This is a genomic window from Ferdinandcohnia sp. QZ13, assembly GCF_031324165.1.
Lineage (GTDB): Bacteria > Bacillota > Bacilli > Bacillales > Bacillaceae_L > Ferdinandcohnia.
Genome location: NZ_JAVIVW010000015.1, coordinates 1781110 through 1802473 on the forward strand (window position 1 = coordinate 1781110; position 21364 = coordinate 1802473).

Annotated in this window: 21 protein-coding genes and 1 pseudogene; 4 read left to right on the forward strand and 18 right to left on the reverse strand. The window is 38.7% G+C overall.

From position 1 onward, the window contains the following. Positions 1–180: 180 nt before the first annotated feature. The 3 genes from RGU12_RS22670 to RGU12_RS22680 form a co-directional block, all read right to left on the reverse strand. A complete protein-coding gene (locus tag RGU12_RS22670) occupies positions 181–1002 on the reverse strand; it encodes a carbohydrate ABC transporter permease (RefSeq protein ID WP_116351909.1) in 822 nt (273 codons plus the stop codon). Then, positions 1002–1862, reverse strand: a complete 861-nt coding sequence (locus RGU12_RS22675; RefSeq protein WP_309538074.1) for a carbohydrate ABC transporter permease — start codon at positions 1860–1862, stop codon at positions 1002–1004. The genes RGU12_RS22670 and RGU12_RS22675 overlap by 1 nt, the downstream gene beginning before the upstream one ends. Positions 1863–1970: 108 nt before the next feature. Further along, positions 1971–3272 carry an ABC transporter substrate-binding protein gene (locus tag RGU12_RS22680; protein WP_309538075.1) on the reverse strand — a complete coding sequence of 434 codons (1302 nt, stop codon included), beginning with the start codon at positions 3270–3272 and terminating at the stop codon, positions 1971–1973. A gap of 410 nt (positions 3273–3682) precedes the next feature. On the opposite strand from RGU12_RS22680, the gene RGU12_RS22685 reads away from it, so the two are divergent. Next, positions 3683–4255 (forward strand): TetR/AcrR family transcriptional regulator, encoded by a 573-nt coding sequence (locus tag RGU12_RS22685; protein WP_309538076.1) that lies wholly within the window; start codon positions 3683–3685, stop codon positions 4253–4255. Between the two features lie 98 nt (positions 4256–4353). Beyond that, entirely contained in the window at positions 4354–6582 is a 2229-nt protein-coding gene (locus RGU12_RS22690; RefSeq protein ID WP_309538077.1) for a YhgE/Pip family protein, read from the forward strand. Between the two features lie 67 nt (positions 6583–6649). Here RGU12_RS22690 and RGU12_RS22695 read toward each other — a convergent pair whose 3' ends face one another. The 5 genes and pseudogenes from RGU12_RS22695 to RGU12_RS22715 all read right to left on the reverse strand — a co-directional run bounded on the left by RGU12_RS22695 (position 6650) and on the right by RGU12_RS22715 (position 8863). Beyond that, a complete protein-coding gene (locus tag RGU12_RS22695; protein ID WP_116351905.1) occupies positions 6650–6868 on the reverse strand; it encodes a DUF896 domain-containing protein in 219 nt (72 codons plus the stop codon). Positions 6869–7186: 318 nt separating this feature from the next. Continuing rightward, the gene (locus RGU12_RS22700; protein ID WP_309538079.1) at positions 7187–7318 is read right to left on the reverse strand and encodes a hypothetical protein; all 132 of its coding nucleotides are present in this window, start codon (positions 7316–7318) and stop codon (positions 7187–7189) included. Positions 7319–7320: 2 nt separating this feature from the next. Beyond that, positions 7321–8121: a DUF817 domain-containing protein gene (locus RGU12_RS22705; protein WP_309538080.1), complete on the reverse strand. Its 801-nt coding sequence runs from the start codon at positions 8119–8121 to the stop codon at positions 7321–7323. A 43-nt stretch (positions 8122–8164) separates the two neighbouring features. Beyond that, positions 8165–8376, reverse strand: a pseudogene (locus RGU12_RS22710) (helix-turn-helix domain-containing protein). Positions 8377–8386: 10 nt separating this feature from the next. After that, the gene (locus tag RGU12_RS22715; RefSeq protein WP_309538081.1) at positions 8387–8863 is read right to left on the reverse strand and encodes a DUF2975 domain-containing protein; all 477 of its coding nucleotides are present in this window, start codon (positions 8861–8863) and stop codon (positions 8387–8389) included. A gap of 281 nt (positions 8864–9144) precedes the next feature. Between RGU12_RS22715 and RGU12_RS22720 the strand changes: the two genes are divergently transcribed. Both RGU12_RS22720 and RGU12_RS22725 read left to right on the forward strand, forming a co-directional pair. Continuing rightward, positions 9145–9291 carry a hypothetical protein gene (locus RGU12_RS22720; RefSeq protein ID WP_189655195.1) on the forward strand — a complete coding sequence of 49 codons (147 nt, stop codon included), beginning with the start codon at positions 9145–9147 and terminating at the stop codon, positions 9289–9291. 193 nt (positions 9292–9484) lie between these two features. After that, a complete protein-coding gene (locus RGU12_RS22725) occupies positions 9485–10639 on the forward strand; it encodes an ArgE/DapE family deacylase (RefSeq protein WP_309538317.1) in 1155 nt (384 codons plus the stop codon). Positions 10640–10803: 164 nt separating this feature from the next. Here RGU12_RS22725 and RGU12_RS22730 read toward each other — a convergent pair whose 3' ends face one another. The 10 genes from RGU12_RS22730 to RGU12_RS22775 form a co-directional block, all read right to left on the reverse strand. Continuing rightward, positions 10804–11427 carry an NUDIX hydrolase gene (locus tag RGU12_RS22730; RefSeq protein WP_309538082.1) on the reverse strand — a complete coding sequence of 208 codons (624 nt, stop codon included), beginning with the start codon at positions 11425–11427 and terminating at the stop codon, positions 10804–10806. A 30-nt stretch (positions 11428–11457) separates the two neighbouring features. Further along, positions 11458–11817, reverse strand: a complete 360-nt coding sequence (locus RGU12_RS22735; RefSeq protein WP_309538083.1) for a cupin — start codon at positions 11815–11817, stop codon at positions 11458–11460. Positions 11818–11918: 101 nt separating this feature from the next. After that, positions 11919–12878: an L-threonine 3-dehydrogenase gene (locus tag RGU12_RS22740; protein ID WP_309538084.1), complete on the reverse strand. Its 960-nt coding sequence runs from the start codon at positions 12876–12878 to the stop codon at positions 11919–11921. A gap of 25 nt (positions 12879–12903) precedes the next feature. Beyond that, positions 12904–14091: a glycine C-acetyltransferase gene (locus RGU12_RS22745; protein WP_309538085.1), complete on the reverse strand. Its 1188-nt coding sequence runs from the start codon at positions 14089–14091 to the stop codon at positions 12904–12906. Positions 14092–14817: 726 nt separating this feature from the next. Beyond that, positions 14818–15654, reverse strand: coding sequence for a MurR/RpiR family transcriptional regulator (locus tag RGU12_RS22750; protein ID WP_309538086.1), 837 nt, complete (start codon positions 15652–15654; stop codon positions 14818–14820). A gap of 60 nt (positions 15655–15714) precedes the next feature. After that, entirely contained in the window at positions 15715–16662 is a 948-nt protein-coding gene (locus RGU12_RS22755) for a GNAT family N-acetyltransferase (protein WP_309538087.1), read from the reverse strand. A 17-nt stretch (positions 16663–16679) separates the two neighbouring features. After that, complete coding sequence (locus RGU12_RS22760; RefSeq protein ID WP_309538088.1) at positions 16680–17831, reverse strand: exo-beta-N-acetylmuramidase NamZ family protein; 1152 nt, start codon at positions 17829–17831, stop codon at positions 16680–16682. Between the two features lie 43 nt (positions 17832–17874). Then, the gene (locus RGU12_RS22765) at positions 17875–18843 is read right to left on the reverse strand and encodes a carbohydrate ABC transporter permease (RefSeq protein WP_309538089.1); all 969 of its coding nucleotides are present in this window, start codon (positions 18841–18843) and stop codon (positions 17875–17877) included. Positions 18844–18855: 12 nt separating this feature from the next. Then, positions 18856–19776 (reverse strand): carbohydrate ABC transporter permease, encoded by a 921-nt coding sequence (locus RGU12_RS22770; RefSeq protein ID WP_309538090.1) that lies wholly within the window; start codon positions 19774–19776, stop codon positions 18856–18858. A gap of 66 nt (positions 19777–19842) precedes the next feature. After that, positions 19843–21180: an ABC transporter substrate-binding protein gene (locus tag RGU12_RS22775; protein WP_309538091.1), complete on the reverse strand. Its 1338-nt coding sequence runs from the start codon at positions 21178–21180 to the stop codon at positions 19843–19845. Between the last annotated feature and the right edge of the window lie 184 nt (positions 21181–21364).

Sequence of the window (21364 nt, forward strand, 5' to 3'; positions counted from 1 at the left end):
CTGTGCAAGTCCAAGCATAAGACGAGCGCTAACAGAAGGTGTTTTTCACCTTCCGAAGCGATTGGCTTATGACCATAGAGCCGATGGCGCCTGGAGCTAGACATAGATAAACTCATTTAAAATATTTAAACTATATTATCTTTATTTAAAAAAAGGGGGAGTCCCCTTGATTATCCAATTTTACTTTACAGAGCCTTCTGCAATTCCCTTGATAATGTGTTTTTGCATGAAGAAATACACAAGAATCACCGGAATAATCGCTATTGTTAAACCTGCAAGGGCTAAATGCCATTGTTTTGTATATTGACCAAAGAAGAAGAACATCTTCAACGGAATTGTATGCATTCCTTCTTGGTTAATCACAAGGGATGGTAATAAATAGTCATTCCAAATCCAAATGATATTTAAAATGGCTACCGTTACTGAAATTGGCTTTAACATCGGGAAAATGATGTGCCAGAAAATTTGCCATCGGTTTGCGCCGTCAATAGTAGCGGCTTCATCCAATGATTTTGAAATTCCTTGAAGGGAACCATGATATAAGAAAATCGATAAACTACTACCAAAACCAAGATACATGAAAATAATGCCAAATCGATTTAATAAATCAAATTTACCAAACAGTGATACTAATGGAATCATGACTGATTGGAATGGAATTAGCATGGCCGCGATAAACAGGAAGAAAATCAGACCGCTAATTTTTCCTTTACGACGGTTTAACGCATATGCTGCCATTGATGAAAAAAGAACAATCACCGCAACACCTAATACCGTGATCAGCACAGAGTTAAAGAAGGTGCGGATAAAATCAAGTTCTTCAAATGCTTGAACATAGTTATCAAATGTAAAAACATCCGGTAGTTTTAATGTATCTGTAAAAATTTCACGTTTTGTTTTAAATGAGTTTACGATCATTAAATAGAAAGGGGAGAGCCAAATGAGGCCAAGAACAATGCCTAGTATTTCAAGCAAGTATAGATTTCTTTTTTTACTTTTCATTACATTTCGACCTCCCGTTTCTTATTAATGTAAACCTGTGTTAATGAAATAGCTGCTACGATCAAGAAGAAAATAATCGCTTTTGCCTGTCCGTATGCGTATTGGTTGACTGAGAACGCTGTTTTAAAAATTTCCATTGCTACCATTTGAGTTGAGTTATATGGACCACCGCCTGTTAAACTTAGGTTTTGGTCATAAAGCTTAAACGTATTTGATAACGTTAAGAACAAACTAACCGTAAACGCTGGTGCAACAAGAGGGAACGTGATATTTTTAAAACGTTGGAAACTGCTTGCTCCATCGATTTCTGCTGCTTCTAGTAATTCCTGTGGAACACTTTCTAGGTAAGAAATATAGATGATCATGATATAACCTGACATTTGCCAACTCATGAGAATAACCAATGCCCAAAAACCAGTTGTATCCGTAGATAACCAGCCTTTGAACGCTGCAATACCGGTTAAATCTCCAATACTCGCAAATACCTTCATGAAAATAAATTGCCAAATAAATCCGAGGATGAGTCCACCAATTAAGTTAGGCATGAAAAAGATAGTACGTAAAATATTATTGGTTTTAAGCTTTTGTGTAACAAGCAAAGCTAAAGATAGTCCGAAAAAGTTAATTAGGAAGATGGAAACAACTGAGAATTTCACAGTAAACCATAGGGAATCAATGAATTCTTTATCCTGAATTAGCTTTTGATAGTGTTCAAGTCCGACAAACTCGGTAATCTTAATTCCATTCCAGTTTGTAAAAGAGTAATAAGTTCCAAAAATTAATGGTACGATTACAACAACTGCAAGCGCCAATAGCGTTGGTGCTAAAAATAACCAATACCATAGATTCCGGTTTCGCATAATATAATTCCTCCATTTGCTCGAAATCCCGAAACATTTAATGAGTCAACGTTTTGTTAAAAAGAAAACAAAGCAACGTTGTGCTGCCTTGTTTTCGATTGTAAAATCTTATTTTCTTGAATCTTCCCAAGCTTTTTGAGATTCCTTCACAAGGTCATCCCAACTCATTTCGCCACTGATGTATTTTTGAATATTTACACCAAGCTGTTGCTCTCCCCAACCAGTTGGGTAGCCCATGAATACCCAAGGAATTGTTTTTCCTTCTGTTGAATACTCATAAACTGCTTTTCCAAGTGGATCAGAAACTTTTGAAGCGTCAAATCCTTCATATGCAGGAATGAATTTAAAGTCTTCTAATACAGCTGTTTTTCCTTCTTCAGAAGTGTATAACCAATCTAAGAAGTCTTTTGCTGCCTTAACTTCTGCATCATCTTTGTTACTGTTTACAGCCCAGTACATTGGGATACCAACTGGGATTGAATCTTCTTTGTAGCCTTCAACAGGAATTGGTAGAATACTTACACCGTTGTTTGCAAGTTCTTCATCAATACCAGCGATTGAACCATATACCCAGTTACCTTGTTGAATCATTGCTACACGACCAGTAGAGAATAACTCTTCTACTTGCATTGCATAGTCTAAGCTTACTGTTGGTTGAACAGAATACTCATTTTGTAAATCTAATACTTTCTTAAATGCATCGCTATATTCAAATTCTACAGACTTAGAATCAAAAGTTCCTAATACATTTCCTTCGAATTCAGGAGATAAGAATGCGTTTGATAAATGTAAGCCTGTTACCCATTTTTCTTTACCTGGTAGGGCAAACACTGCATCTAAACCTAATTCATCTTTCTTGCTGTCTAATGTTTTAACTGCCTCTTCTAAAGCAGCAAATGTTGTAATTTCATCTGGATTAATTCCAGCTTTTTCGAAAACTGCAGTATTGTAAATCAATCCATATCCTTCTTGGTTAAATGGAAGTCCCAATACTTTACCGTCTTGAGAAACACCTTCAAGAGTTCCTTCTAATGCAGCATCAGCAGCAGCAGTGTCAGAAAGGTCTGCTAGGCTGTCCGCCCAGTCTGCAACGTCTTGAGGTCCACCAATATTATAGATTGTTGGCTCTTCTCCTGAAGCAAATTTTGAACGAAGTGCTGCACCGTAATCTTCACCACCACCAACAGTTGTGATGTTGATTTTAACTCCATCATGTGATTCCTCGTATTGTTTTGCAACAGCTTCAAATTGATCCTTGAATTCTACTTTGAATTGGAAGATATCAACTTTAGTTGTTGAACCGCTTTCACTTTTGCTTGAGCCTTCTTCTTTTGAAGAACATCCTACAAGTGCAACACTTATTAAAATTAATAGTGCCATTAATGTAGGGATAATTTTCTTTGCCTTCATGGTAAAACCCCCATATGTTCATTTTTGAAAGGAAGGAACCGTTGCACAAATTTAGGAAATCGTTTGCATGAATTTAGATGTTTTGTCAACTTTGTGAATCATACACAAAACGACAACACCATATTTTACACTCAAAAAACCTTGATACTACTATACTTAACATGTTATATCACATTTGCGCAACTTTGCGCAAACGGTTGCATTCCCTTTACAAGATTTATATTAGCATGAGCAAAATAGAATTTCAACAAAAAAGTTTAATCGTTTTCATTTTTTCTATTAAAACTATTATTAACGTGAACAATAAATGGATACTTGCAATGCTGTTTTTGATGTGATATATTGTTCGTTGTCAATCAAATGACCAAATTCCTCATTTGGTCACATTACTAAAAATGGGGTGAACGAAGGTGGCAATTGATAGAAGACAACTTATCATTGAAGCTGCTACAAAGTCATTCTCTATATTCGGATACAAAGCGACGACAATGGACCAAGTTGCTAAGCTCGCGAATGTTGGAAAAGGCACGATTTATACCTTTTTTAAAAACAAAGAGGAATTATTCGATGAAATCATCAGTACTCTAATACGGGACATGAAGGTTGTAGCCGAAGAAGCGATGGACAAAAATAGTACCTTTTATGAAAATGCGCACCGTGTGCTCTTTCGATTGCTAGAATTTCGTAAGTCTCACCAGCTAACAATCAAGCTATTTCAGGAAGAAAGAGATATTGGAACGCAAGCTGTTGTTGAAGTCGTTCAACGCGTCGAGCAAGCCATCATCAACTATATGAAAGGCATTATTCAAGAGGCCATTGACCGTGATGAGATTAAGCCTTGCAACCCTGAAATTACCGCTTTTGTCATGTTAAAGCTTTATGTTTCGTTAATTTTTGATTGGGAACGAAATCACGAGCCACTAGAAAAAGAAGAAATCTCAAATTTATTTAAGCTGTATTTCTTCAACGGATTGGAAAAATAGCCATATATCAAGGGTCCTCAAATTGAGTACCCATCTTATTTGGTTAAAAATGACCATTTGAACAAAATAGTCAATTATTTATTTAGGAGGGATTTTATATGAAGGGATCATCCTTTTTTGCTGAATTAAAAAGCATCCTTTCCAATCGAAATATCCTTATTCCTATCTTGGCAGTCACTTTTGTACCGGTTTTATATGCCGGAATGTTCCTTTGGGCATTTTGGGATCCATACGACCATATGGAGGATTTACCGGTAGCGATTGTAAATGAGGATGCAGGAGCTAATTTCGAAGGAAACGAATTACAGCTTGGAAAAGAGCTGACCGATAAGCTTTCGGATAACAACAATTTTAATTTTCATATTGTGTCTAAGGAAGATGGATATAAAGGACTTGAAAACAGGGACTATTATTTACTAGTTGAGATTCCTGAAGATTTTTCATCGAATGCAACTACTTTGTTAGATAGCCATCCACAAAAATTAGAGCTTAAATATGTGCCAAACGAAAGCACAAACTTTTTATCTTCACAGATTGGAGAAACAGCGATCGAAAAAATAAAGACTGAAATCTCAAAAAACGTAACAGCCACTTACGCTGAAACGATGTTTGACAAGGTTCAGGACTTAGCAGACGGATTAACTCAAGCAAGTGACGGATCTAAACAGCTGGCTGAAGGTGTCGCGAAGGTTAATGACGGTTCAAAAACGCTGGAAGAAAATGTAGCCGTATTAGCCTCAAAATCAATTGAATTCACAGATGGGGTCCAAAAAGCGTCGTCAGGTGCAAGCGATCTTGCAGCTGGAACGGACCAAGTAAAAGCTGGGCTTCGCGAAGTGAATGAAAAACTTCCTTCTTTAGTAAATGGAACAAACCAAGTCCAAGACGGGGTTGCCCTTATGAAGGACGAACTTCCAGAGCAAATTGCTGAAGGCATAACCGCTCAACTTAACGAAAGTGTTGGTCAGGTAGATGTTGGTCTTGATGAGTTAGAAACAAAGCTTAGCACTGGTCTTCCCACACAGCTTACAAATGGGATTGCAGATAAGCTGTCGAAAAGTTTGGCAGATCAAATGATTGCATCTCAAACGCAACAAATGGGGCAACTAAAAGCTGCACTTATTGAAAATCAAATTATGGATGAGGCACATGCCTCTGCTTTTATCGCCCAAATGGCACAAGGACAGCCAACGAGAGACGAACTCCAAGAACAACTTAAACAACAATTAATCGAACAGCTTAAACCAAGCATAACAGCTGGAGTGTCTAATGGATTAGATCAAGGTTTTAGTCAATTCAAAACTGGTTTACACCAACAATTCGGTACAGCAACAGCAGGCTTAAAAAACAAATTAGCCTCTCAAACTGCTCCTTCCTTTAACCGATTACTAGCAGGGCTACAACAGGTTAATGAAGGTCAAGTCAGCCTACAACAAGGAATTGACAAATTATACAACGGTTCGGTCGCACTTCAAAATGGCGCCCAAGATTTAACAGCCGGTATGGGTCAGTTAACAAACGGGGCTGGCCAACTACAAAATGGTGCCGGACAGCTTGCAGAAGGATCGAAGGAATTAAAAGAAGGTACGGTTCAACTAGCTGATGGGTCAGCCGAACTTGCAGGGAAACTAGCAGAAGGTGCTGAACAAGCAAATTCTGTTGAAGCGAATGACGAAACATATGACATGATGGGTGAACCTGTTACCGTCAAAAAACAAGAAATTAACACAGTCCCTAACTATGGAACCGGCTTTGCACCTTATTTCATCTCACTCGGTTTATTTGTTGGTGCATTGCTCATGTCAATTGTGTTTAAGCTTAAAGAACCTGTTATTCAACCGAAAAATGCATTTCGTTGGTTCTTTAGCAAATTTGGTGTGTTGGCAATTGTCGGCGTCATCCAGGCAATTCTAGTTGATTTCATTTTACTAGAAGGATTAAAAATTGAGGTCGCTAGCATTCCATTATTCTTTATTACTTCATTGATCACAAGCTTTGTCTTTTTAACCTTAATTCAAATGCTTGTTACGATGATGGGTGACCCTGGTCGCTTTATTGCGATTGTGATCTTAATTTTACAATTAACAACAAGTGCTGGAACCTTCCCACTTGAATTAATTCCAAATGCACTTCAACCAATTAACGCACTGTTACCAATGACGTATTCGGTTCAGTCGTTTAAGGCGGTTATATCAAGTGGTGACTTTGCCTACATGTGGCATAACAACTTGATTCTCTTAACCTATATGGTTGCTTTCATGGCGATTACAATTGGGTATTTTGCCATTAAGATGAAGAAGGAAAACGTACAGGTTGAAATGAATTAAGGTACATGAAGAAAGCTAGGGATGCTCGGCCCCTAGCTTTTTGATTACGTATAAAATTGTATTTGTCTTATTCGTCAGATTTTAATTTCTTCACTTTTTCAGGTGTCACATCATTTCCAAGTGGATCAAGCACCTTTAATGATGAGAAAGTATGAGTTACTTGACCTCGGATTTCACGCAGATAATCTTCACGTAGTACTTGTTGTTCCACTTTTTCCGCGGGCGTTAGTCCTTCTTCACGTGCTTTCTTCGCTAACTCATTAATCCGTTTTAAACCCTCAATCATATTATCGCTCCCTCTGATGTGCTTGAAAATTAGTTTCACCCTATTTTTACATAACATCCACGATTGGACTAGTACTATGCGTAATTAACTTGTGAGCTAGAGGGACATATACGAAAATAAATCTATGGCATTGAACTCGTAATGAAATGAATACATATCGTAATGAAAACTAAAAACAACATAAACCAATTGGATAGTATCATTAAATTTCTTATTATACTACTTTTTTTATTCATCATCTTAATCAAGATAAAACCAATAAAAATTGAAATGACCCAAATGATTATTCCTATTTTAGAAAATAAATAACTCGAATTCTTAACCCATAGTATTAAAATAACGGATTGAAATACTATTAGTAGTAAAGAGATAAATTTCATTTCGAACACCTAGCTCCTCATACTTTTTCTTAATCTCCATTAAATGTCCATCTGTAATCATATGTTTCACATTCACCCTCGACCAACAGTTTGACCCGTAACAACCCTTGTAGAGTTTTTCCCCTTAACGAGTTTTAACGTCGCTACGATTAGAAAGCTAACAATCACTAGTAAAAGCCACGAACTTACCTTTCCGAGATGAACGAGACTCCATGCTTCAGTTTGGTTTGGATATTGCCACGCACCAAAAAATGTCGCAATATTTTCAGCTATCCATATAAAAAATCCAATGAGCACAAACGATAGTACGAGTGGCATACGGTAGCGAGTTCCACCAACCTCGTATGTAACCCATGATTTCCAAAAAACAATAATCACAAGAGCAGATAACCACCAACGGACGTCCACCCAAAAGTGATGGGTAAAAAAATTTAAATAGATCGCCGCTGCGAGAGGTACCACTATCAAAAACGGTGGCCACTTTACTAGGTCCACCTTAAGCCTCCTCCACGCCTGGCAAAGATAACTTGCTACACTTGCATACATGAATCCGCTATACAAAGGCACTCCAAAAATTTTAAATATCCCTTCCTCTGGATAGGACCATGACCCCATATGTGTCTTGAAGATTTCAAGCGCTAGACCAATAAGATGGAACATGGTAATAACCTTTAGTTCATCACGTGTTTCAAGCCCAGAGCGCACCATCACCCACTGCATGAAGAGACAAATGATAAGTAGCCAGTCGTACCTAGGTAAGAAGGGGAGTGAGATTACTTGAGTAATCGCCAATGAAGCAAAAATAACAACAGGAAACAAACAGGATAAGGCTTGCTCCCATCCAAAACGTACAAGCTGACTTAAAGCTCTCATCAATTGTGCCTCCTTTTTTGTAGATGGTTATAGGGACAGGTATTCATTCCTCACTCCGGAATTCTAAAATATCTCCAGGCTGACATTTTTTAATGCCTTACAGATCCCTTCTAAAGTCGAAAATCGAATCGCCTTTGCCTTACCATTTTTTAATATAGAAAGGTTAGCAATTGCTATTCCAACCTCTTGCGAAAGTTCTGTGACGCTCATTTTCCTATTAGCTAACATCACATCAAGATGAATTATAATCGCCATCATTTTCACCTCAGACCGTTAAATCGTTTTCTGATTTAATATTAATTGCTTCTTGTAATAGCCGTTGGAGCACAGCAGCAAAAATGGCAACAACCATTGATGCAAAGATAGGGACTATACCGATCACGACGAGACCTGGTGCATCTTCTAGCTTTGCAATGGGAAAAAGAAATGGCCAGATTACAACATATAATCCACTAAATGTCATCGCACAGAACTTGATTTTCTTTAAAGCCGTGACAGACAACCCTGAGAAGGCATGGTTCTTATCAATATAGCTTATAAGTTTATAAGCCTGATACAATGCTACGAAAAACGGGATCCCAGATACATATATACCTATTACAATCGGATAAAGTATATAGGCATCATCTGGATTTACCGGATTATCGACTAGCGAAAACAACCCAAATATAAACACAACTAGAACTAGGATTCCTATTATCAATAAAGCTACCTTTAAAAAGAGCGTTGACCCTCGTTTCATAAAAAAACACCTCATTAAATCATTTACATATTGATTCTAATATAAAATTTATCGTTTTGCAATAAAGTATTATTGATTTTTTATGAAAATAAACATTCCTCACGAAAAGGAATGCCCTACCTCGTACATTAGCATTTACGCATAACCAGGATCGCTATCTGAGTATTAATGCACTCGCTTTAATTGATCTTAATGAGAAGACTCTCCTTTAACGAATTCTCGAATTTATAATCACTTTATGTAAATACTAAGCCTAGTAAATCAAATTTAGGAGGATTCGAATGCCACAAAAACAACCTAAAAAAAGTAATATGCAGACAGATGTTGCTGGAACCAATCCACAGAAAGTAAAACAAGAAATCCAAAAGGATGTCAGTCAAGGACAAGGTGACATAACCTCCCGCGAAGCTGGTGCAATGCGCGATTAACACCATTTTCTACTGTTAGACAAAGCCTGTATCAGATTACTTAGTAATCAATGATACAGGCTAAAAGTCTTTGTTTAATTGACATACCGCTTGCACTCTCAGATGAAAAGCAATTTCGATATTTTCAATGAAGTCTTCGGGTAAAATAAAATTGTATTCTAATTAAGATAGAGAAAATGATGGAGGGATTCATATTAAACTTTTTACAGAAGAGGAAAAGATAAAAATTTTATCTGACATCATTGCGATCAAGTCGATTAATGAAAACGAAATCGAAGTGGCAAATTACTTGAAAGATTTATTTGCAGAATACGGCATTGAATCTAAAATCGTTCCCGTTACAGACACTCGTGTTAACTTAGTGGCTGAAGTTGGAAGCGGGAGTCCAGTCATCGGTGTTTCTGGTCATATGGATGTCGTTTCTCCTGGTGATGAAAGCGAGTGGACTTCAGATCCGTTCACATTGACAGTAAGAGACGGAAAATTATACGGACGAGGAACAAATGACATGAAAGCAGGTTTAATAAACCTTGCTTTAGTGATGATTGAACTCAAAGAGAATAATGATCTAAAAAATGGCACTGTCCGTTTTATGGCAACCACTGGTGAAGAAGTCGGTGGCGCAGGTTCAAAAAAATTATTTGAAGAAGGCTATATGGATGATGTAGATTACCTATGGGTAGCTGAACCTTCTCATGACACGATTATTTACTCCCACAAAGGATCACTTAACTTGCGTGTAACGTCTATTGGTGAAGCAGCACACAGTTCTATGCCTGACCAAGGGTATAATGCAATTAATCCATTAATGGAATATCTTTTAGAAGTAGACGAAAAATTGAATGGCGATGATCGGAAAAATGAAGTTCTAGATAAGTTGGTTATGAGTACAACTATTTTTAATGCAGGGAACCAAGTAAACTCAGTTCCTGCAAAAGCTGTTGCTGAAATAAACGTGCGTACTATCCCAGAATTTAATAACGATGAAGTGATTGACATCTTCCACACAACAGCTAAAAAATACAATGAAAAAGGCTCTGATATTGGTGTTGAAGTAACAATGTCACTACCGAGTGTCTTCACTTCAGGACAATCTAAAATGGTAGATTTCGCTAAAAAACTCGGTAAAAAACATTTAGGATTAGAAATTTCGGTTAAAGGTTCGCCTGGGGTGACAGATGCATCAAACCTATTAAGAGGTAAAGATGAAAACTTCCCTTTCATGATGTTTGGTCCAGGCCAAACAAAAATGGCACACAAAACAGATGAATATGTCTATAAAGATTACTACTTTGCATTCTTTGAAATCTATAAAGAGTTAATTTTAGGATTATCGAATAAAAAATGATATTTTTAACAATTAAGAGGTAACTACCTTTTTGGGTGGTCATCTCTTTTTGCTTTGGTTTTATTTATTCCTCAAAAGGTATGATGAAATGCCTATCCCTCACTTTTCCCCAGTTACATTCTAAAATGCTACCTAAATACCCTTGCACCAATAACTGAAGATTTTCATACGTGTTCGTGTATTTTTCGAATAACTTCTCTATAAAAAGAAACTTGATGTGGAACGAATCTATCCCTATTCACTTTTTTGTTAATTTTTTTCTTTTTCCCATCATCCTTTATTTCAAATCCACTGATTTCGATTTCATCTACTGCACCAAACCAAAGTTGAGAAAAATCAAAAAATGTAGCTTTCACTATTCCAGAAACCTCTTCCACTTGAAGAGTGAAGTCATCAAGGTCATTTGTGCTCTTATATAAAAAAACGTTTGCTAATTCTTTATCGATAAAATCTTCTTGCACAACAGAATAATCAACTACACCTAATTTTATTAACTTCTCAAAAGCAACATCTATCCCAAGTTCTTCTTTAATTTCTCTTACTCCATCCTCTACTGTTTCATCAGCTAACAAATGTCCAGCAGCAGTAATATCTAATAGATTAGGATAGTCCTTTTTATTTTTACTTCGAAGCTGTAAATAGATATAATCGATTCCCTCTTCGTTACGAATAAACCAACAATGAAAAACTTCATGCCAGTATCCAATTCTATGTACATCACTCCGAGAAGCTACACCGATTAGGTTCTTATGATCATCAAAAATCTTTATTCTTTCTTGCTCTCCCATAAATTTCTCCCTTATCACTTATCCGTATTGTCAAAGCTTCTTTACCGGCATGAACAATGACGGCATCAGTTCTTCACTTTCAATGACAATCGCAGTTAATCCGGTATCTGTTTTCGTTTCGTGCCATTCATCCTTCTCCCAAAATACGGCATCACCAGGCAAAACTTTCACATACTCATCTTTTTCATTTCGGACATATCCTACACCACTAACTATTAAAAGCAGTTGTGGCACTGTAGCTTGGTGGTACCCGACAATCCCCTTTTCCCCAAGATGCATACAACCAATGTGGGCAGGTTTACTGGTTTGAATAATACGAGACATAACGAAATCAGAATCAAACTGTGGAATTTGTTTACCGCTACTTTTATCAAATTTATAAAATTCCATGATATGACCTCCTCTACCCGTAATTATTCCGTACGGCACATTGAATACCCTTCTTTTCCCATCAAAAAAGGAGTATGAATTTCTCCATACTCCTCATTTATTCATCCTGCGCTTTTTACAATCTTCATACTTAATTGATCAAGCATATCCTTTGTCATTGTTTCAAGATTGTACCTTGCCTTAAAGCCCCATTCTTCTTTTGCCGCTGTGGCATTAATTGAATTTGGCCAGCTTTCAGCGATGGCTTGGCGAACTGGGTCTACCTCGTATGTCATCTCAAACTTCGGAATATGCTTTTTAATTTCTGCCGCAATTTCCTCTGGCGCAAAGCTCATAGCCGTTACATTAAAGGCATTTCGATGCTTCAGCTTGCACTCATCAGCTTCCATCAAATCAATGATGGCTTGAAGCGCATCTGGCATATACATCATATCCATATATGTTCCTTCCGCAATATAAGAAGTATAGCTTTTGTTTTTCAGAGCTTCATAATAAATTTCTACTGCATAGTCCGTTGTACCGCCACCAGGTGGGGTCACATATGAGATGAGTCCTGGAAAACGCAAACCTCTCGTATCTACGCCAAACTTATGATTGTAATAATCACATAGCAATTCACCTGAAACCTTGTTTACACCGTACATTGTCGTGGGACGCTGAATCGTATCCTGCGGGGTTCCATCCTTTGGTGTAGATGGACCAAAAGCACCGATTGAACTTGGCGTGAAAAATTGGCAACGCAACTCACGAGCAACCTCTAATGCATTGACGAGTCCGCCCATGTTTAAATTCCATGCTAACAGCGGCTTTGCTTCTGCCGTTGCAGACAGCAATGCAGCTAAGTGAATTAACGTATCAGCATCGTATTTTCTCGTAATGTCATACATCGCTTTTCCATCTGTTACATCTAAAAGCTCAAATGGACCAGATTGAACAACCTCACAATCTGTTTTTCGAATATCTGTCGCAACAACATTATCAGCACCATACACTTTGCGAAGCTTCGTGACAAGCTCTGACCCAATCTGGCCCAGGGCTCCGGTAACAATAATTTTCTCCATGATTCATTCCCCCGAGTTTGTCGACTTAGATAATGTTCATTTCCTTACCAACTTTTTCGTAGATGGCTACTGCTTGATCGAGCATTTCCTTTGTATGTGCCGCAGTCGGCATATTACGCACCCTTCCCGTACCTTGTGGGACAGTTGGGAATACGATTGATTTTGCATAGACGCCTTCCTCAATTAATCTCTTACTAAATTCCTGTGTTTTCACTTCTTCACCAACAATAACTGGTGTGATTGGAGTTTCACTGTGACCAATATCAAAGCCGCGTTCCTTTAATTGCTGTTTGAAGTAGTTGGCATTATCCCATAGTTTGTCGTGGAGTTCTGTACTGCCCATTAAAATTTCGATAGCTTTTGTTGCAGCAGTAGCATCAGCAGGTGTCACAGCTGTAGAAAATAGGAAGGGTCTGCTTCGAACCTTCAACCAGTCAATTAACTCCTTTTTACCCGCTACATACCCACCAACAACACCAATGGCTTTTGAAAGAGTTCCAATTTGGAAATCAACTTTGTCGGAAAGACCAAAATGCTTAACCGTACCCGCACCTTTTCCTAATACTCCTGAACCGTGGGCATCGTCTACATATGTAATAAGGTCAAATTCCTCAGCGATTTGTACGATTTCAGGTAGTTTTGCAATATCACCATCCATGGAGAAAACACCATCAGTGATGACCATAACTTTGTTATATAAACCAGATTCAGTTGCCTCTTTTGCTTTTTTGCGTAAATCATCCATGTCAGAGTGGTTAAAACGGATGATTTTTGCTTTTGAAAGACGGCATCCATCGATGATTGACGCGTGATTGAGTTCATCAGAAAGGATTGCATCATTTTTATCCATAACAGCTGAAATCGCAGCCATATTACAATTAAATCCAGATTGATATGAAATAGCTGCTTCCGTGTGCTTAAACTCAGCAAGCTTTTCTTCTAGTTTTAGATGAAGGTCAAGTGTTCCGTTAATGGTCCGAACCGCACCTGCACCAACCCCATACGTATCAATTGCTTCCTTCGCTACCTCTTTTAAGCGCTCATCCGTAGCTAAGCCTAAGTAGTTGTTTGAGGAAAGGTTAATCAGTTCCTTCCCATTGATTTTGATGATAGGTCCGTTTGCACCTTGAAGAGGGTCAATCACATTATAAAGACCTTTCTTCTTTAAATCCTCCAGATTTTCATGCAAAAATGAGTCCAACACATTCGACATGGAATATCCTCCTTTTGTATGTTTGTAAAACACAAGTGTACTCTCCAAAAACACAAATCTATTTTTACAAACCCTTTTATATCAACATTTATACTTTATACTTTACCACATTATTCATCAAATGTTTATACCCAGTGGACACTTTTTCTAATCATTATTATATTATTTGTTAGTTTTGAAATTGTGATACAAAAGGTCAGTTTTATGTTTCTGAGACGGGTATTATTTGAGTGTGCATTTGGAGGATTTAAGGAAATGTTGAGGTATATAAGCATGATAAGGATGGGGTTTTGGAATTTTTAGGGAAATGGCGTCATATAAAAGTATGATACGGGAGGTGATTGTATAATATTAGAAAAACAGGTGGTGTAAAAGTGTGATAGGTTATGACCTTTGGATATTTATGGAACCACCCATGATATAAAAGTCCGTTATGTATACACTATTGGGTATTTCAGGAAAAACCCTTTACTTAAATGAATGATATGACATTGCTTTTGGAATAAAAAGTAAAATAAGATAGCATAAAGCCTATTGGAGTGCCACCAATTGGATTTTTCTAGGAAACTGACTACTCTTCAAGCCACCTAGAGCGCTACCAATTTCCTTTTCCTAGGAGTCTGAATACTCTCCAACCCCTCAGGAGTGCTACTAATTACCTTTTTCTAGGAGATTGACGCCCCTCCCCCCACATTTTCGACCAACAAAAAGAGACCATCTCTGGTCTCATTTTATTGGGTCATGCAAGATATTGATCATTTCTCGTGTTTCATCTAAATGTCTTACTGTTTGGTCGTACGCCTGAGAAGCGACACTCATAAAAAGAATATCGATCACGTGAAGCTGAGCGATTCTAGATGAAGTGGCACCACTTCGGAATGTTGGTTCCCTGGTAGCTGAAGTGTACAGACGAATATCTGCCTGTTCAGTTACAAGCGAAGAACCATATTTCGTTAAGCTGATTGTACGGGCACCCTTTTTATTCGCAAGCTCAAGGATTTTTGCAACCTCAAACGTTTCACCTGAAAAAGAAATTCCAACAACAGCGTCATTTTCACCAGCATTCGCAACCAAAGTTGCCGCCATATGTACATCTGGAAATGCTGTTGCTTTTTTGTTAATTCGCAAAAACTTCTGTTGAGCATCCTGGGCAATGATGCTTGATGCGCCTACACCGAAAAAGTGAATCGTCCCAGCACTTTTCAGGACTTCTACCGCTCGCTCAAGCTCCTCATTGTTTAGCAACTCTGCTGTTTCCCTTAGGGTTTGAACGCTATTGTCAGTCATTTTTTCAATAATAGACAATGTTGACTCATTCGGCTCAATATCGCGGAAGCCAGTTGCTTTTTTCTTTTGCAGGTCTCCTGCAATGCGCAGCTTCAAATCCTGAAATCCTTTTAAATCAAGTGATTTACAAAGTCGAATAACAGCGGCACTGCTTGTTGAGCTTCTTTTTCCAAGTTCACTGGCCGTTAGTGTGATCGTTTCCTGCGGATTTCCCAATATATATAGAGCTATTTTCTTTTCAGATGGTGGGAGGTTTTCATGCATTTCCTGAAGCATGACGAGTCCCCCGGTCATAAAGGACATTTTCATCAACTCTCTTTATTCATTCTACTATTATTATAACGACTTTTTCATAACATGGAACTTTCGTGTTACCTCGAATCCTGTTTTCTTATAAAGATACCCTGCTGAACTCTTCTCACCTGTCCAGAGGAACCAAGCCCCATGTAATCCTTCAGCACGCATATTTTTCAAGCATTCATTCAGTAAAATCTTGCCTAACCCTTTTCCTTGTTGGTCTGGGCCGACTCCGAATGGGCCGAAGCGTTCTGGAATTCCTTCATAACCACCATAGATGCAAAAGCCTACTAATTTTTCGTTGTCTCTTGCAATCAAAATGCGGTGGAGTGGCAGCCCCTGCAAGATTCCTTCTCGAATCGCACGTCCCCAATCAGGATTAAAAACATTTTTTGCAAATTGAATCACTTCATATATATCCTTGTCTTCTGCCGTTAAAAAGGTGTAGCCTTCTTTTTCCCGTTTTGCTTTTAGTTCAAGCACATCTGAGGATGGAGTAAATCCCACTAGGCTTCGATCCATTGCGACAGGTGAATATTGTTTTTCAAAACCTTCTTTCAAGAGGAAGGCATAGCCTTCTGGATAGGCTTCTTCATCAAGTCCCGGAAGGATGTAATTCGGCGCATATGAAGCAAAGAATGCATTTTTCCGACCATTTGCTGCAAGGAATTCTAAGCCGTCTTTCATCAATTTATCTCCGACACCTGTCCGCCTGATGTCTGGATGAACGAAAAAGAATGGAATCCAGCCGTTTTCTGGTTCTAGCTCGGTACCAGCCATCGGCAGCAATCTCCGTATTGCATATAAACAGCCAATGATTTTACCCCCCTCTATAGCAACACGTAATCCCAGCGGATCAAAATTTGCATCTAAAAGAACAAGATTTCGAAACCTTTTCTGTGTGAGTGGGTCCCTTAACAAGCACTCATTCCAAAGCTCGACAATCCCTTTTTCATCACCTGATTGATAATAACGAAATGATACCATACGGCCCATCTCCTTCCTTATTTGTACAATAGATAAGGTTCTCTTTGTTTTTTAAAGGCTTCCGTTTCCACTTCACAAGATTCTATAAAATGACTAGTCTTGCCATTTAAAACGAGTTTCTTAAGATCTTTTGTCCCCGCTAAAAGATCAAACATATAGGTTTTCTTTTCACCAAATTGAAGAAACTCAAAATCATGAGGGTACATCTCAGCAATGGTTTCCAATAAGGTTAGACCTGTTTTCAGCGAGTGTATTTTTCTTCGATCTGTCACATGAAGCTGAATACCCTCGCATACCTTTTCCTTATGTTTTTGATAAGTTGGAACGAAGGAAATCGGCCGAGCAATCACGCCAGGTAGCTTTTTCTCATTAAAATATTTTGCCAAGCGGTAGCCATCGATATAGGGACTTCCTACATATTCAAAAGGCTTCGTTGTGCCTCTGCCTTCCGACAAATTTGTTCCTTCGACCAAGCAAGTTCCAGGGTACAAGGTGCACATGTCCATTCCTGTCGTATTAGGCGAAGGTGGGATCCAAAACAGGTCTGTCTCATCATAAAACATAACACGACGCCAGCCTTCCATTGGTATCACCGTTACCTCACAATTGATGCCAAATTCGTGCTTGTACATGAGCGCCAGTTCTCCAACGGTCATCCCGTGGCGATTTGGAATCGGATAGAGACCAACGAAGGAGCGTACATTCTTTTCTACCAAATTCCCTTCCATTACGGTGCCGGTTATGGGGTTTGGTCGATCCAAGACAACAAATTGCTTTCCGAACTCAGCACATGCCTCCATGACATAAGCCATTGTATAAATAAACGTATAATACCTCGCCCCAATATCTTGAAGGTCAAAGACAATCATATCCACATTTTCAAGCATTTCCTTTGTTGGCTTTTTCGTTGTTCCGTACAGGCTATGGACTGGAATTTTTGTATAAGGGTCTACAAAGGAATCAATCTTTTCTCCTTCCTTGGCACTTCCTCGAATTCCATGTTCCGGACCGTACAGGGCAGTAACATGAATATCTGGATGCGCATGGAATAAATCAATGGTTGGTGTTAGACGCTGGTTAACCCCAGTCATATTCGTTACTACTCCAACACGCTTTCCTTTACATAGATTCACAGAGTTCTTTAAAAAGCGATCAAGCCCAATCTCCAAAACCTCTTCCTCCTCGCCTCAAAAAAGGAGAGATACTCTCTCCTTATTCCTTCACTCCACCGAGTGTTAATCCTTTTACAAAATGACGTTGGAACAACATAAACACGATAATCATTGGGACGGATGCGATTGCTGCTCCACTCATTAGAAGCTTGAAGCTTGCCAAGTTTGCATCCTGTAATGTCTTTAATCCAACTGGCAATGTATATAGATTTGCATCGTTTAATACGATAATTGGCCATAGGAAGGAGTTCCAGACGTTCATAAATGTAAAGATTCCTAGAGCTGCAAGACCTGGTTTAGCAAGTGGCAGAATGATTTTCCAATACGTCTTCCATTCGCTTGCACCGTCGATTTTGGCGGCATCTATGAGTTCATCCGGAATTGAGTGCATAAATTGTCTCATTAAGAATACCCCGAAAACCATTGCTAGGTCTGGGAAAATAAGCGCCCAATGTGTATCCATAATCCCAAAATTTCGAACCATAATAAACAACGGCACTAGGGTAACCTGTCCTGGTATCATCATTGTCGCAATAATTGACCAGAAAATGAGATTCCGTCCCGGGAACCGTTTTTTAGCGAGGACGTACCCCGCCATCGAGTCAAAGAGGAGAATTCCAATTGTTACGACGACTGCAATATAAAAACTATTAAAAAACCAGATGCCTACGTTATTTTTATTAAACAGTGTCGTAAATCCTGAAAATGTATCTTCAATGATGTTATCCATAACTTCTCGGTGATAGGTTGCAGCTTCAGCATCACCAGAATTTTCTGCATCTCTGGCTTTTCCCCAATGCTCAAAGTACTCTGTAATCCCCATTGGGTACATTTTCGGTGGGTTTGAATCAACATACGATACTTGACGTTCTAGTTCCTCATCCTGGTAGCTACTTAACTGCAAGGATGTACTGAAAACCCAATACAATGGTAAAAGGGAAACAATCGCGAAGATGGACAAGAGCACATAAATTATAAGCTTGTTTACTTTTTGAATACCTGTTGTCATTGTGTTTCCCTCCTAGTCATCGTACCGAAGTAAACGGAATTGAATAACAGAAAATAGTAGAATAATAAAGAATAAAATAACTGATTGTGCCGCAGCAAAACCAAATTCAAAGTCCCTAAAACCAGTTTTATAGATTAAGTGAACAAGGGTTTCTGTCGCCGTTCCTGGTCCTCCACCCGTCATCATAATGATTTGTGTAAACACCTGAAACGAACCGATGGTACTCAATAAAACTAAATATAATGTTGAAGGTTTTAGTAATGGCAATGTGATGTGAAACCATTTTTGGAAGCTATTTGCCCCGTCAATGGTAGCTGCCTCATATAATGTATTTGAAATGGAACCCATTGAAGCAAGGTAAAGAATAATCCCAACTCCGAATGGAATTAGACATTGCATGATGATTAGAGCCCATAGTGCGGATGAGGATTGACCCAACCAGTTTAGCGGCTCCATGCCAAACCACCCTAACACATAGTTAAATAATCCAAAATCATAGTTATACATCCAGCGCCAAACCATCGCTACAATAACCATCGATGTAACGGTTGGTAAATAAAAGGCTCCCCGGAAGAAGCTTTGAGATAATTTTCCAAGAGGATGGATGAGAGAAGCAATGATAAGTGCACTTATTACGTTAAAAGGTACCGTTACAACTGTAAAAAGGAATGTATTACCTAGCGCATCGTAAAAGGCGTCACTTTTAAACACCTTAATATAGTTGTCGAGACCTGCCCATTCACTCCCAAAAATTTTGTATTCCTGGAAGGAGATGATAAACGCCCACACCACCGGGATCGCAATAAATGCAATAAACAGGATAAGTTTTGGAAGTAAAAATAAATATGCGGAATAGTTCTTTTTCATTTCTTTCCATATCTTAGTCTTTTTTGTCAGTACTACTGCATTGGCAGCTTGATGAACGGGTTTCACCGCGATTCCCCCAATCTTTCATTTGGCAGTAGGCAGCCCAATATGGACTGCCCACCTTGCCAATTACTACTCACCTAATAATTCATTGACCTTCTTCTCAGCCGCTTTCATTGCTTCTTCGGCTGTCTTTTCACCATTAAATACTAATTGAAGCTCTGTTTGAATCGCTTCGTCAATTTTCTTCCACTCAGGGTGACGTGGTAGCATCACGACTTGTGAAGACATCTCTTGTGCGCGCTTCATTTCTGGATTGTCCTTATATGGATCCATGTCTGCAGCACTCTTACGTGCAGGGAAAATTCCATACTCAGTTGCCATTGTAAATTGTTCATCAGCTGTAGAAATGAACTTAATAAATTCGCCAACCATTTCCTTCTTACCTGCATCCTCTTGGTGGAACATTGTCCAACCACCTACACCACCGATTGTTACAGGGTCACCTGATTTACCTGTTGGGTAGTTAGCAACTGCAAAGTTTGTTGGATATTTTGTTTGTGCTGAGCTGATTGCCCAAGTAGCCCAAGGTTGCATCGCAACAGTACGTTGCTCTTCGTTTGCCCACGCTTGGAATGTACCACCAACATCTTGACCTCCTAATGTTTCAGGAGCTACATTATGCTTTAATTTTAAATCTGCAAGCTGTTGAATGGCTTCTACTGCTTCCGGCTCAGTAAAAGTGAATTTTGACATATCTTCATTCAATGGACTTCCACCATTGATGTAGAAGAATGGCCAAGCTTCATAATATCCAGGAAGGATATACGTTGAGAATCCGTATACATCTGTTTTACCATCGTTATCACGGTCAAATGTTAGCTTTTCTGCTGCTGCAAAGAATTCATCCCATGTCCACTCACCGTTTGCAGGAGGCTCAACTCCACGCTCTTCAAATAAATCTAAGTTTAAAAGCATTGCATGTACGGTTAAAGAGTTAGGAACGCCATATAATTTTCCATCAAATGTATAAGCATCAAGTGCATTTTCATAGAAGTCCTTTAGCTCATCTTCAGTAAATAAATCATCAACCGACTCAATGACACCTTGTTCTATATGGTCGATGCTTACTGCACTACCACTTATGTCAACTGGTGCAACATCTGGCCAAGATTGCCCTGCAATCGAAACGCCTAATTTATCAGGAAGTTCTGCCCATGGAACCTGAACTAAATCAACTTTTACACCTTCATGAGCTGCTTCGAATTCTTTAATTTTACTTTCCATCCAGTGGAATTTATTATCTTTGTCATCTGGCCAACGTGGTCCATCCCACACTGTGATCGTTCCTGTCCAAGCCTTATCACTGTCCCCATCGCTGCCTTTTGTTGTGTTTTCTTTCTTGCTACATGCCGCTAACAATCCAATTACTAAAATACTTATAAGAAAAAGACTAAGCCATTTTTTCATTTTACTTTTCCCCCTTACGTATCTTTCATCATTGTTTTCATTGCAGTGCCAACACAAACTTTATTAAGTAGCTCTTGCCCTCGCCTCCCTTCATCATTTTGTTACATAATCAAATGCGCCTTGGCGTATTTGCGCCTAGATTTTTTAGGCCCACACGATGTGGGTCACAAAGACGTTGCCACAG